This is a genomic window from Cupriavidus sp. D384 (assembly GCF_001652915.1).
GTDB lineage: Bacteria > Pseudomonadota > Gammaproteobacteria > Burkholderiales > Burkholderiaceae > Cupriavidus.
Genome location: NZ_BBQI01000043.1, coordinates 16,924 through 29,558 on the forward strand (window position 1 = coordinate 16,924; position 12,635 = coordinate 29,558).

Annotated in this window: 11 protein-coding genes and 1 pseudogene; 1 reads left to right on the forward strand and 11 read right to left on the reverse strand. The window is 56.5% G+C overall.

What is annotated here, in order from left to right:
- Positions 1 to 80: 80 nt before the first annotated feature.
- From A9J21_RS12435 to A9J21_RS12480, 11 genes and pseudogenes are all read right to left on the reverse strand, one after another.
- Complete coding sequence (locus A9J21_RS12435) at positions 81 to 563, reverse strand: TetR family transcriptional regulator C-terminal domain-containing protein (RefSeq protein ID WP_231906900.1); 483 nt, start codon at positions 561 to 563, stop codon at positions 81 to 83.
- Positions 564 to 812, reverse strand: a pseudogene (locus A9J21_RS32700) (TetR/AcrR family transcriptional regulator); the annotation flags it as partial. It lies immediately after the preceding gene.
- Positions 749 to 2,017: a CaiB/BaiF CoA-transferase family protein gene (locus tag A9J21_RS12440; RefSeq protein ID WP_066735968.1), complete on the reverse strand. Its 1,269-nt coding sequence runs from the start codon at positions 2,015 to 2,017 to the stop codon at positions 749 to 751. The pseudogene A9J21_RS32700 and the gene A9J21_RS12440, both read right to left, overlap by 64 nt.
- 245 nt (positions 2,018 to 2,262) lie before the next feature.
- Positions 2,263 to 2,760 (reverse strand): VOC family protein, encoded by a 498-nt coding sequence (locus A9J21_RS12445; RefSeq protein ID WP_066735973.1) that lies wholly within the window; start codon positions 2,758 to 2,760, stop codon positions 2,263 to 2,265.
- A gap of 25 nt (positions 2,761 to 2,785) precedes the next feature.
- Positions 2,786 to 3,574, reverse strand: coding sequence for a crotonase/enoyl-CoA hydratase family protein (locus A9J21_RS12450; protein ID WP_066735975.1), 789 nt, complete (start codon positions 3,572 to 3,574; stop codon positions 2,786 to 2,788).
- Positions 3,575 to 3,603: 29 nt separating this feature from the next.
- A complete protein-coding gene (locus tag A9J21_RS12455; RefSeq protein ID WP_156545834.1) occupies positions 3,604 to 4,656 on the reverse strand; it encodes a tripartite tricarboxylate transporter substrate binding protein in 1,053 nt (350 codons plus the stop codon).
- 82 nt (positions 4,657 to 4,738) lie between these two features.
- Positions 4,739 to 5,539, reverse strand: coding sequence for an oxepin-CoA hydrolase, alternative type (locus A9J21_RS12460; RefSeq protein WP_066735977.1), 801 nt, complete (start codon positions 5,537 to 5,539; stop codon positions 4,739 to 4,741).
- A complete protein-coding gene (locus A9J21_RS12465; RefSeq protein WP_066735979.1) occupies positions 5,539 to 6,678 on the reverse strand; it encodes an acyl-CoA dehydrogenase family protein in 1,140 nt (379 codons plus the stop codon). Before A9J21_RS12465 ends, A9J21_RS12460 begins: the two co-directional genes overlap by 1 nt.
- 18 nt (positions 6,679 to 6,696) lie before the next feature.
- Complete coding sequence (locus A9J21_RS12470) at positions 6,697 to 7,893, reverse strand: acyl-CoA dehydrogenase family protein (protein ID WP_066735981.1); 1,197 nt, start codon at positions 7,891 to 7,893, stop codon at positions 6,697 to 6,699.
- A 20-nt stretch (positions 7,894 to 7,913) separates the two neighbouring features.
- Complete coding sequence (locus A9J21_RS12475; RefSeq protein ID WP_066735983.1) at positions 7,914 to 9,104, reverse strand: acetyl-CoA C-acyltransferase; 1,191 nt, start codon at positions 9,102 to 9,104, stop codon at positions 7,914 to 7,916.
- A 51-nt stretch (positions 9,105 to 9,155) separates the two neighbouring features.
- Positions 9,156 to 11,288: a 3-hydroxyacyl-CoA dehydrogenase NAD-binding domain-containing protein gene (locus A9J21_RS12480; RefSeq protein WP_066735985.1), complete on the reverse strand. Its 2,133-nt coding sequence runs from the start codon at positions 11,286 to 11,288 to the stop codon at positions 9,156 to 9,158.
- A 116-nt stretch (positions 11,289 to 11,404) separates the two neighbouring features.
- Between A9J21_RS12480 and A9J21_RS12485 the strand changes: the two genes are divergently transcribed.
- Entirely contained in the window at positions 11,405 to 12,292 is an 888-nt protein-coding gene (locus tag A9J21_RS12485) for a LysR family transcriptional regulator (RefSeq protein ID WP_066735990.1), read from the forward strand.
- Positions 12,293 to 12,635: the final 343 nt, after the last annotated feature.

A 12,635-nucleotide genomic window follows, 5' to 3' on the forward strand; every position in this document is an offset into this window, starting at 1 on the left:
TGATTCGAATGGCGCCCCGCTCCGAAGCGTAGGAGCGGGTGTGCCAGGAAACCTACCCCTCTGCACAGAATTCGTTGCTATCACCAATGCAATCTTTCACTTCTCTCGGCCCATGAACCGCTGAAATCAGCGAATACCGAATAACCATGTCGTAGCATGGCCGCCCGGAAGGCCTCAGTATGATACGACAGCGGTTGCCCAAGAAACACACACTCATGGTGCAGAGCGAGAGCGAAGCCAAGTATGTCCGACACCAACCTTCCACCAACAGCTTCCTGTGGGATATGGCGCTGTTGAATCGCCTCGTCCACATGCTCGCACAGGAACAGTCTCCAACGCTCTACCGCAGCCTGCATCTCCTCCTGGAGCCACCCTTTTTGCTCCGACCTAACCTCGAGAACACAGCGCAGAATAATGCAACCGCGTGGAACTAACACGTACTCCCGCACCCAGAACTCAAGGATGCGGGTAAGCCGCTCGGCGCCCAATGGTACGGCGTAAGAAAACCCGCGCGCCTCGTCGATGAGGCGCCCAACATAGCCCTCCAATATCTCGGTCGCCAACTCTCTCTTCGATCCAAAATGCTGGTAAATCGCGCTTCGAGTAAAGCCCGCCGATGTGGTGACGTGCCGAATGGCGAAACCCTGGACGCCGTACCGCCGAAGTACCTCCTCCCCCGCCACTATCATCGAGTGGCGCGACGGGTGGGATCTGCTGCGCCTCTGATCCAGTGGGGATGAAACCCACTCTAGAGTACGACAGCTTGAGCTTCCACCAGCGATCTGAGACCCGCTTCGTCCACCCCACCCCATTCCTTCAGTACCTCCGCGGTGTGTTGGCCCAGCATTGGCGGGGCTTTGTATGTCACCTCATAGTTGGACATATTGAGCGCACTTCGCAAAATTGGCACGGCGGCTCCGTCTTCCGCTTGGGACACATGTACCACCATCTGCCGGTGGCGGACTTGCACGTCTTCAAACGTAGCTTCCATGTCATTAATTTTCGTACACGGCACTCCTGCGCTCTGAAGCCTCTGTCGCAACGACGCACTGCTTTGTGAGCGAACCACGGGCTCAATGTATGTGTGAAGTTCCGCCCGGTTTCGAACGCGGGCCGCATTAGAGGAGAATTCTTCCTTGTCACGAATGGCGTCAAGCTCAAGTACGGAGCACAAACTCGCAAACTGGCGATCATTCCCGGCCGCGATGACCAACCAGCCGTCCGAACTTTGAAAAACGCCGGACGGAGCCGCAATTGGATTGTTGTTTCCTTGACGTGATGGCACTCCCAAGCCCATCAAATAGCCCTGCGCTAAATGCACGTTGAAAGCAACACTGGCATCCAGCATGGCGGCATCGATGAACTGCCCCTTTCCAGTCACCGCCCGCTGAATGAGAGCCCCCATAATCGCCACGGTAGCCTGGTAGCCCGTCACCAGATCCGTCACTGGAATAGCAGTACGTACCGGTGTTGCTCCTGGCAAGCCATCCGGCAAGCCGCACGTGCTCATCATTCCAGTCATCGCCTGCATGATGAAATCGTAAGCCGGCTGCGCCGCGTAGGGACCGTCCTGCCCGAATCCAGTTACAGAGCAATGAATCAACCGCGGGTTGGCTTCTGATAGAACATCCCACCCCAAGCCTAAGCGAGCCATCCCGCCCGCCTTAAAGTTCTCTACGATCACATCGCAGTTGCGGACCAGTTCTAGAACCAGCGACTTCCCTTCGGTTTTCGAAAGGTCGACGACAATGGAGCGTTTGTTGCGATTACAAGCAAGGTAAAAGTTGGAGTTGCGTCCTTTCGAGGATTTGGCATCAGCATCCCCCGCAGCGACGCCAAGCTGGCGAGCGTCGTCGCCGAGCCCAGGCGCCTCAATCTTCACAACATCAGCACCCAGATCGCCAAGCTGCTGAGCAGCCCAGGGCCCTGCCAGTACCCGGCTCATATCGAGTACGCGAAGGCCTGCCAATGGGGCTGGGCCTCCAACCGGTTGGTCTGAACTGGCGACTTGCTTCATTTCATGTCTCCTAATTATTTTGTCGAATAGACGAGCTCAACTGAACGAGCAATCCGCATCGATCATCTCGTCGGCGGAGACTCGAGAAAGTGCTCACACCCCTCCCACCTTGGACGGTAGTGCAGTGCCGCGACGACTATTGAACCTTCTCTGCGTGCGCCTACGGTCCCCCGTAGGGCCGACTCCAAATATCCCGTTCAACATCGCCTTCCGAACGCTGAACGGGACTACCGCATTGCGCAAAACTATGCCATGTCAGCAAGTTGCCCAAGACCGTAGTAACGCAACACAGTTGGGTCGCGCCCGACACCGGGCTCAAAGAGTTCCCAGAGAACTCCGTCTGGGGCCTCGAGCATGACGTAGCAGCTCCCATCTGCATGGCGGATGGGATTGCGAAACACAACGCCACCATTCTTCATGCGTTCGTACAACTCTTGCAGACCCACCACCTGCATCCCCAGATGGTGAATAGCATTCCGCCCCTTCTCTCGAGGCGCCTGCGAGTAGAAGTGCAGCGCTCCAATACCGATCCGCATGAATACGTTGCGTGCACCGCCGTAGCTACCATCCCACATAACCTTGCCGTCGAACCACTTTTGGTAGAAAGCTATGGTCACGTCAAGATCCGTGGCGAACAAATGAGCATGATGCATATGAAACCGCGCATCAGACCCGTATGGGTATCGCTCTTCGGGAAAGCGGAGTTCCGTCGAAGCTTCGTTAAGATGTTTTTCCACAGTCATGATTTTCTCTGTGAGCTGCCCTCGCTCATCGTCCTTTGAACTCCGCGTCACGCCTCTCCATGAAGGACTTGATTCCTTCTTTAAAGTCCTCCGAACTGAGAACAGCCTTGCGAATTTCAGGAATAGCTGCGATTGCTGCCTTTTCGCCGGCTTCGATGTACTTCAGCGAGGCGATCTTGGTGGCCTTCAGTCCAAGCGGTGCGCATTTACAGATTTTGCGGGCAATCTCCAGTGCTCGCTCCCGGTGCTTTCCGTAGGGGTGAACTTCCTGGACGAAACCCAACTCCAATGCCCGTTGAGCCGAGAACTCTTCGCACAGGAACAGGTGATACATCGCGTTTCCCCAGCCGGCACGGGTCAAATAGCGGAAATGAGCGCCACCGAAAGGGGCAATCCCGCGTTTCGCCTCGATTTGACCGAAACGGGCCGTGTCCGCCGCAATCACAATGTCGCTCGCAAGCATCATTTCAATGCCCGCTGTATAGGTGATGCCTTGCACGATAAAGATCACGGGCTTCGTGCACCGTCGCTTAAGGGCGAACGGATCTACCTGCCCCTCCGGAATCGGCTTCGCGGTTGCTGTCGGGCCGAAGAACTTCGGCATATCGAGACCCGAGGTCGTGTGCTCGCCCGCAGGATCGACAACCAGAACCCAGAGATCAGGATCCTCTTCAAACTCCGTCAGGAGTGAGGAATACTCCTGCATCATCTCCGGAGTCAGTGCGTTCTTCTTAACGCTGTTGTCAATGGTAAGTACACCAATATGACCCTCACGGCTCAGCCGAACGCTCGGCATCATTTCGGAATTGCTCATCTCAATCTCCTTAAATTTCTGCTTCTGGGTTAGTCTAGTACCGTAGCTCCGGATGCTTCGAACATCCGCTTCCATACTTGAAATTCACGGTCATAGTTTTCCTTGAACTGCTGAGGGGAGTTTCCGACCGCGACTAAGCCAACGCCCTTCAGGCGTTCTTTCACAGAGTCTGACTTCATTACCGTCGCCGCCTCGCGCGCCAGGCGATCGATAATTTCAGCCGGTGTATTTGTTGGCGCAGCCATGCCGACCCAACCGACAACGCGATATGCATCGTCCTTCATACCCTGCTCGATGAGCGTCGGAATCTCCGCTAGGGCCTCCATACGCTGCGGGCCCGTAATTCCAACAACACGGATTTTTCCTGCCTTGACCTGAGGTATCGCGACCACGCCGCTGCAGATTCCCAGGTCGATCTCGTTGCCTAGAAGCGCCTGTACAACTGCTGTTTCGCCTCGATACGGGACATGGGTCATTTGCGCACCTAGCGTCCGATTCATATGCTCAAGCACCAGATGCGAGTAGGACCCATTTCCGTACGAACCGTATGCAACCTTGCCTTTTCGGCTGGCGAGGTACTTTCGCAGTTCGGCCATGTTAGTAGCCGGTACCTTTTCGCTCACGCAGATTGCCATAGGCGCAATGGCGAGCTGGGAAACCAGAACTAGATCCCTCCGGGGGTCATAAGGCAGATGTTTGTACTGGAACTGATTCACCAGCAGCGACGACGTCAGTCCAACTGTGAGCGTTAGTCCGTCGGGCTTGGATCGCGCGACTGCTGCTGTGCCGATAGACCCGCCTGCACCAGTACGGTTGTCTACAATGACGCTCTTGCCCAACCGCCCCTGCAATCCGTTGGCAAAGGCCCGGGCGACTACATCAGTAGCACCTCCGGCGCTGAATGGGACGATAAGTTGGATGGGCGACTGTGGCCATCCATTTTGAGCGAGTACATCGGGAAGGATGCCGACGCTGGCCCCCAACGCTACCGCTTTCTGAATGAAGCTACGCCTCGAATTTGAGTTCTGCAAAATCTGTCTCCTGAGTTCTTGTCTTGCCTTCCGCGAGCTCGATTCGCGCATGGCGATCTTTTCGTCCAATGGGCAAGCGCTACTCGGCCCACGTCGAACCGAACCGGACTGCCGAAATCGGCTCGTTCGAAATCTATCGTGACTGTCGCAATAGGTTGAAGTTAGCGGGACGCTTCTCCAAGAATGCTGCGATTCCTTCCGCAGCCTCCTCGTCTCCCTGGCTTTCAACCATCAGACTGCCCTCCAACTCCAGTTGCTCAGAAAAGGGCTGGGAGTACGCGGAGTGTGACAGGCGCTTGATCCTCGCCAGCGCTCGACGAGGTACGTTGTGAAACTGGGCTGCCAGGGACAAAGCAGCTTCAACCGCCTCCCCCTCCTCGACCACCCGGTTCACCACACCGATGGCCTGCATGCGTTCGGATGACAGGGGTGCACCTACCGCACACAACTCGAACAAGGTCTGACGCGACACAGTTCCTGCAAGGGAGCCGGTCATACCCCCATCCGGTGTAAGACCGGCCTTTACATATGCCGCAGAGAACTTGGCTTGGCGAGATGCGACAACCATGTCACAGGCCAGAGCCAATGACATACCCGCACCTGCTGCTCCCCCTTCGATTGCAGCAATAACAGGAACCGGTGCGCCCTGTAGGCACTTGATCATCCCATTGAGCTTCGCGATTCTTTCCATGCGAATCTCAGGAGGGAGTACCCGATTTGCCGCGAGTTGCTTTAGATCGCCGCCTGCCGAGAAGAACCCCTCGGCTCCGCTGAGTACCACAGCAGCTATCGATAGGTCATGCTCCGTAACCTCCAGAATGTCACTCAGCTCTTCGAAGATTTCGGGGCTGAGGGCATTCCTGCGTTTCGGATCATTCAGTACAACGGAAATGACCGAGTCTCTCCGCTCAACCAGAAGAAGTTGGTTGGTCATCACTGAGTCCTCCCTAGTGTTATGAATCGGTCCAGATGGAACGTCGCATCTCCCAGCTCGTGGTCAATTGCGAGAAGTCGCTTTGCGTAGTGCGACAAAGGAAGTTCGTCGGTCATGCCAATACCGCCGTGTAGCTGAATACACTCCTCCGCGACCATGGTCCCAACTTTCCCGATCAAGTACTTCGCAGCTGAAAGCGCGAGCTCGGCGGCGCCCCGATCCTTGCCATCCAGCGCGGCACTGGCATTAATCACAGCCGAACGTGCCTGCTCGATCTCAATGGCAAGGGTTGCCATCCGGTGTTGCAGCGCCTGGAAACTGCCGATAGGCACGCCGAACTGCTTGCGGGTCTTCAAATACTCCAAGGTGCTATTGAGCGCTACATCCATTGCGCCTACGGCCTCCGCGCACAGCGCCAACGTCCCCTTACTAAGTGCGAGCTCAATCGCCGAGAAGGCCCCTCCCTCCGGCCCAACTAGGGCTGACGCGGGCAAACACACTTCATCTAGCGTCAACTCAATGATCTTGCCGCCGTCGAAGGTCGACAACTCCTGAGTAGTGATCCCGTGCGCTCCCGCTGGAACGACAAAGAGCGAAATGCCAGCCTCATCATCGAATCTCCCAGACGTTCTGGCGCTTACGAGGAAAGTCGACGCTACCTGGCCTTGCGAAACATTTGCCTTGCAGCCGTTCAGAATCCAGTTCCCGCCTTCTCTGCGCGCCCCAGTAGAGACGTATCTCGTGTTGTATCCGCTCTCCGGCTCACCATGAGCAAGAGCGGCGATCGCGCCGCCACTAGTCACGTCGTTGGCTAGGGACACATGCTCCGCATCGCCGGCGGCGAGAAGCACCGTCCCAGCCAACAGAGCGCTGCCCATAACCGGCTCTAAGACCAGACCGCGACCGAGGCTTTCGAAGACCACGGAGATGTCGAACGCGCTTCCACCGAAGCCTCCGTCCTCTTCGGAAAAGAGGACAGAGAGCACCCCTATCTCGCAAAGCTGCTCCCACACCTTTCGACTAAACCTCTCTTTGGAGAGTTGGATTTCCTTTCTGGTGTCAAAGCTATAGTCGTGGCGGATGTACCGGTCTAGCACATCGGCAAGCATGCGACGTTCAACTGAATGCTCAAAGTTCATATGTTCCCTCTAGCGCTTTCACAGCCCCAACGTTGCTTTCGCGATGATGTTTCGCTGGATTTCGTTGGACCCGCCGTAGATTGAGAGCTTCCGCTGGTTTAGATAGTTGAGCGCACCGGCCCGCACGTTGCGAGGGCCGCCGGGGTACATTGGCGCGGAAAGATCTGCGTTCGCATCCGGAATGACGCGGGCGTACGGGCCCTGGATAGCCCGCAGTAACGCCGTCAGTTCTTGTCGAATTTCGGTCCCCTTGACCTTGAGCATCGAGCTCTCAGCGCCCGGTACCCCGCCACCACTCACTGCCGCGATAACACGCAAGTTCGTGGTCTTCATGGCCTCGAGTTCTATCTCAACTTTTGCAAGTCTCATGGCGAAGCTCGGAGACTCGATGAGTCGGACTCCGGCCTGAAAGCGTTCTCCCGCGGCTCGCTTTACCCTTTCCAGCAAAGCGCACGCGTGTCCAACACCAGCAACGCCCGTTCGCTCATAGGTCAGCAGGTATTTTGCGCAATCCCACCCCTTATCTTCCTCACCGACTAGGTTGCTTCGTGGCACTCGGACGTCCGTGAAGAAAACCTCGTTTACTTCGTGCTCCCCATCCAAGGTAATGATGGGACGCATCTCGACCCCTGGTGAGGTCAGGTCGATGAGTAGGAAGCTGATGCCTTTCTGCTTCTTTGCATCCGGATCGGTTCGGACCAAGCAGAACATCATGTTTGAAAAATGCCCCTGCGTGGTCCAAGTCTTCTGTCCGTTGACGATATAGTCGTCACCATCGCGAATGGCTGTCGTTCTGACGCTCGCCAGGTCCGATCCCGAGTTCGGTTCCGAATAACCTTGAGACCACCAGTCTTTCCCTTCAAGAAGTCTCGGAAGCCAGTGCTTTTTCTGTGCCTCGGTTCCGTACTTAATGATGACGGGCGCCAGCATGCTCAAACCGAAAGGGATAATCCGGGGCGCGTTCGCCAGGGCACACTCGTGTTCAAAGATGAAGCGTTGAATGGCACTCCATCCTGTTCCGCCGTACTCCACTGGCCAATGAGTGGCAAGCCAGCCCTTGCGGTTGACAATCGCATGCCACTCCTCATGCTCTTCTTTGCTCAGGTGGGAGCCAGCTGCCACTTTTTTCGACAGGCGCTCGGGAAGATTCTCGGCCAAGAACTTGCGGACCTCCTCCTGGAAGGAGAGCTCCGCTGGCGTATATTTCAGGTCCATGAGTAGCGTCGCCTTAATACTTAGAAGATCTCAAACAGGCCTGCGGCGCCCATGCCACCACCCATACACATAGTCACCACTGCGTATTTTTCCTTGCGACGGCGGCCCTCAATGAGGGCATGCCCCACCAGGCGAGAGCCCGTCATACCAAACGGGTGACCGACAGCGATTGCACCTCCATCTACGTTCAACCGCTCCATCGGAATGCCGAGGCGCTGTTGGCAATACAATGCTTGCGAGGCAAACGCTTCGTTCAGTTCCCAAATTCCAATGTCGTCCACTGTCAACCCATGACGTTTGAGCAGTTTTGGAACGGCATAGACCGGCCCGATGCCCATTTCGTCTGCTTCGCAGCCGGCAACGGCGAAGCCTCGGAACGCGCCCAGCGGCTCCAAACCCATGCGCTCAGCCTCACGGGCCTCCACCATCACGCAAGCCGATGCACCGTCGGAGCGCTGTGATGCATTGCCTGCGGTGACGAACTGCTCCGCGCCACGAACAGGCTTAAGCGCAGCCAATCCTTCAAGCGTCGTACTTGGCCGATTGCAGTTATCGACGTCTGCAGTAGTTTCAGTACGCTCAACCTCAACGCCCTGTTTGTCGAAGACCGCCATGGTGGTACGGCACGGCACTATCTCCTGTGCAAACCGGCCCGCTTCCTGAGCTGCCGCGGTGCGTAGCTGGCTTTCCAACGCGAAACGGTCCTGCGCTTCACGGCTGATTCCGTAGCGCTGCGCGACAATGTCGGCGGTCTCGATCATCGGCATGTACATCGAGGGACGGTGCTTCAACAGCCATGCATCCACGTCCAAATCGTTTGCCGAGGCTGCGCCGCGCGATTTGACGAGTGATACGCTTTCAACGCCTCCCGCAACAACCGCGGCAGCGCCGTCAGCGACGATACGCCCAGCCCCCATAGCAATCGCCTGGAGACCGGAGGCACAGAATCGGTTGACGGTAGCCCCTGCAATACTGACCGGAAGCTCAGCCCGCACGGCGGCCAGGTGGCCCACGTTTCGGCCTGTCGGCCCCTCCGGGAACGCGCATCCGAGCAAGCAATCTTCGAGCAAGCTGGGGTCAATTTTTGAACGCTCAACCGCTGCCCGCAACGCGTAGGCTGCCAAGGTCGGGCCTGACGTCAGATTGAATGCGCCACGGTTTGCCTTAGTCAGAGGCGTCCGCGCCGTCGATACAATTAGTGCTTCACGCATGGATTTCCTGATACGAATCTAGATGTCTGAAAGGGATGTCTGTCGGTACGCTCAGGCATCACGGGTGTTGAGGGACGAGAAATCACGCCCTTCCGAGACGAGCCTGAGCAGAAGCGGAGAAGGTCGCCAGAACTGCGGGTCTTCCTTCGCGTACGCTTCAATGTCCGACAGGATCTTCGGTAGGCCGACCATGTCGGCATAGAGCATCGGCCCTCCCCGGAAGCGTGGAAATCCGAAGCCATGCACAAACACTGCGTCTACATCCAACGGCCGCAGTGCGATTTCTTCGTGCACAACATTGGCACCCTCGTTCACCATGGCAGCTAAGTAGCGCCGCTGGATCTCTTCCGACGTGAAGCTTCGAGGGACGATGCCGGACCGCTTGCGCTCCTCGTCGACGATATTCAACACGTCAGGGTCTGGAACGCCCTTCCTTGCGCCGTCTGGGTAGAGATACCAACCGCGTCGCGTCTTTTGCCCAAACCATCCCTGCTCTGCAATCCGATCGGCGATACGTACATAGCGCTGCTTTGGATCCCGTGTCTGCGCTTGCCGCTTACGGGTAGCCCATCCGATATCTCCGCCAGAAAGGTCCGAAACCTGGAGCGGTCCCATTGGATAGCCAAAAGCTCGAATAGCTGCGTCAATCTCGTACGGCGACGCTCCATCCTCCATCATGTAATCTGCCGCCCGACGATAGACAGAGAGGATGCGATTACCGATGAATCCGTCGCAGACACCCGCCCGTACTGCCACCTTCTTCAGGATTCGAGCAAGTGAGAAGGCGGTGGCGACCACATCTGGATGCACCTGCCGAGGCACAACAACCTCGAGGAGTCGCATGATGTAAGCCGGCGCAAAGAAGTGCAGCCCAATAACGTCTTCGGGACGATTTGTGGCTTTCGCGATCTCGTCAATATCGAGGTAGGATGTGTTTGTAGCCAACACTGCACCAGGCTTGCAAACTTGATCCAATTGACCAAATACGTCTTTCTTTACCTTCATGTCTTCGAACGCGGCCTCGATGACGACATCGGCAAAGCCAAGTGCGGCAAAGTCAGTGAAGCCAGCCAGACGTGCCATCACGGCATTCTGGTCTGATTTGGTCATTCGCCCCTTCGCGACTAACCCGGCATACACTTGCTCGATGTTGGAAAGCCCACGCAGCAGCGCCGGTTCATCTCGCTCCACTAGCGTCACTCGGAGACCTGCGTTCAATGCTGCGATAGCAATGCCAGCGCCCATGGTCCCACCGCCGACCACCCCCACTTCATTCACATCTCGAGGCTTTCCTTTCGTAGCCTCTGGAATTTTCGATGTATCGCGTTCGACGAAGAAGGCGTGTATTAGGCCACGACGTTGTGGACTATCGATGCACTGCTGGAATTTCTCCAGCTCCATCTCCATCGCTGGATCAAAGGGCAATTGAGATGTGGCTTCGACCAGGTCAACAATAAGATGCGGCGAGAGAAGCATCGGATGACGTTTGCGCTGTTCGTTCCGCGCAGTTGAGATCGCCTCTACGTCGCTTGCATCGCCACGCACAGCCGTTGCGTCACGTGTTGGGCGAGGACGTGCGCCTTGAGCCAGCAGTTCCTCGACGTAAGCCACACCACTGCCGACCGCATCGGCACCGCTCACGTGGCGATCCGCCAATCCAAGAGCAACCGCTTCAGTCGCGCCAATGTGTCGGCCGGTCAGCATAAGGTCGAGTGCGGCCGATACACCGATCAGGCGAGGCATACGCTGCGTACCACCCGATCCAGGCAAAAGGCCCAGCAGCACTTCTGGCAATCCCAGTCGTGCTCCATCCACGACGAGGCGGTAGTGCGCGCTCAACGCGACCTCCAATCCGCCGCCCAAAGCGGCGCCTCGGATCGCTGCCACGACAAGCTTTGACGACGTCTCCATCCGACTACAGATGTCACGCACAAATGGGGCTTGACGAGGCTTACCAAATTCTCGAATGTCAGCTCCGCCGATAAAGTTCGCCCCAGCGCCCACGACCAACATCGCAGAAAGGCTCTGGTCTTCCTCGAGCCGATCCAAAGCCTCAGAAAGACCCTGTCGGACACCCAGCCCAAGCGCGTTGACCGGGGGGCTATCGATGGATACGACGAGCACCCGCCCTCTGATCTCATAGGCCACCGGCTTCTTGGTGGTCACTGGCACTTCCAACGTCATGTCGCCTCCGATATGTGTTCTGCAGACGTGCCTATTGTTTTTCCGCGAGGAAAATTTGACAATTCTGAAATTACGTTGACAGATTCGCAAAACAGATTTGCGTATGCGGGGGATACTTGGACATCACTGCTCTTCTTCACTTGGTCGAGATCGTCGAGGCTGGAAACATCAGTGCGGCGGCGCGTCGACTAAAAATGACGCGCGCAAACGTGAGCTACCACCTCAGGCAGTTGGAGCGAAGCGTGGGAGCCCAACTATTGAGGCGCACGACGCGCAGCCTGGAGCTAACGGAAATTGGGCACCGGCTCTATCAGCAGGGGTGCGTCATTCGCAACGCATTGGCTGCGGCGGAAGAAGCCGCATCCGTTGGACAGGAGCTAAATGGGCGAATTCGCATCTCCGTGCCAAACGGCTACGGACAGCTTGTGATGTCCCCGTGGCTCCTGCAGTTCAAGCGACTGTATCGGGGCATTAATCTTGACGTGATTTTTGAAAATCGCATCCAGGATTTAATACGAGATGAGGTTGATATTGCCGTTCGCGTCCTATCGGAGCCGCCACAAAACCTCGAAACTCGCGATTTGGGCCCGATTAATGTAGTAGCTTGTGTGTCACGAGAGTTCGCTGCAGAGTTCGGAATACCCCGTAACCTCGAGGATTTGCGATCGTTACCGGTGATAACCGCATCCCTTATAGGCAAGCAACTGCGCGTCGCAGCCACCCACAAGCATCAACGGCAAGAGTTGTCGTTGGAACCGTCGCTCGCATCCGACAATTTCTTGTTCTTGCGCGACGCAATCCTGGATGGATTGGGTGTGGGGCTTGTGGCAGATTTTCTGGTGCGCGAGCACATCGCCACAGGACGCGTCGTTCAAGTCCTTCCTGAATGGGACATTTCCATGTTTGGTAACCGTATGCGCCTGCTATTCATGCCCGATCGCTATCGCACGCGTGCAGTGTCTACCCTGATTGAGTTTCTGACACAGAAGGCGAAGGAAGGCTAAGTCTGACGTGTCCGGTGGAACATTCCCTTGCGACCGGAGTTGGGGAGATACACCCCGTACATCCTAACTGCCGATCATAGGGCGGCCTATTCCGTTTTCCGGTGTAGACAGCCCTCTCGAGCGGGCTTTTGCCCGGATGCCGGAACGTACTAGCCATCACTTCCGCTCGTCAAACAATCAAATCTTGAGGTAGTTGCTGGAAGCAGCATCGTGAAATGAAGTGTCATGGCTAGCCGTTTTTGATGGTTATATCTAACCAGAATAGCCAACCACTAAAAACAATCGAATTTAGTATCAATCATGGGTAGCTCGGAGCGGTATACGCTTATGTCACACGTCGGCC

Bases quoted from the DNA above. Each gene is read 5' to 3' on its own strand.
- A9J21_RS12470 (WP_066735981.1), bottom strand. From the start codon at position 7,893: ATGGACCTGAAATATACGCCAGCGGAGCTCTCCTTCCAGGAGGAGGTC.
- A9J21_RS12450 (WP_066735975.1), bottom strand. From the start codon at position 3,574: ATGAGCAATTCCGAAATGATGCCGAGCGTTCGGCTGAGCCGTGAGGGT.
- A9J21_RS12465 (WP_066735979.1), bottom strand. From the start codon at position 6,678: ATGAACTTTGAGCATTCAGTTGAACGTCGCATGCTTGCCGATGTGCTA.
- A9J21_RS12440 (WP_066735968.1), bottom strand. From the start codon at position 2,017: ATGAAGCAAGTCGCCAGTTCAGACCAACCGGTTGGAGGCCCAGCCCCA.
- A9J21_RS12445 (WP_066735973.1), bottom strand. From the start codon at position 2,760: ATGACTGTGGAAAAACATCTTAACGAAGCTTCGACGGAACTCCGCTTT.
- A9J21_RS12460 (WP_066735977.1), bottom strand. From the start codon at position 5,539: ATGACCAACCAACTTCTTCTGGTTGAGCGGAGAGACTCGGTCATTTCC.
- A9J21_RS12475 (WP_066735983.1), bottom strand. From the start codon at position 9,104: ATGCGTGAAGCACTAATTGTATCGACGGCGCGGACGCCTCTGACTAAG.
- A9J21_RS12455 (WP_156545834.1), bottom strand. From the start codon at position 4,656: ATGCGCGAATCGAGCTCGCGGAAGGCAAGACAAGAACTCAGGAGACAG.
- A9J21_RS12480 (WP_066735985.1), bottom strand. From the start codon at position 11,288: ATGACGTTGGAAGTGCCAGTGACCACCAAGAAGCCGGTGGCCTATGAG.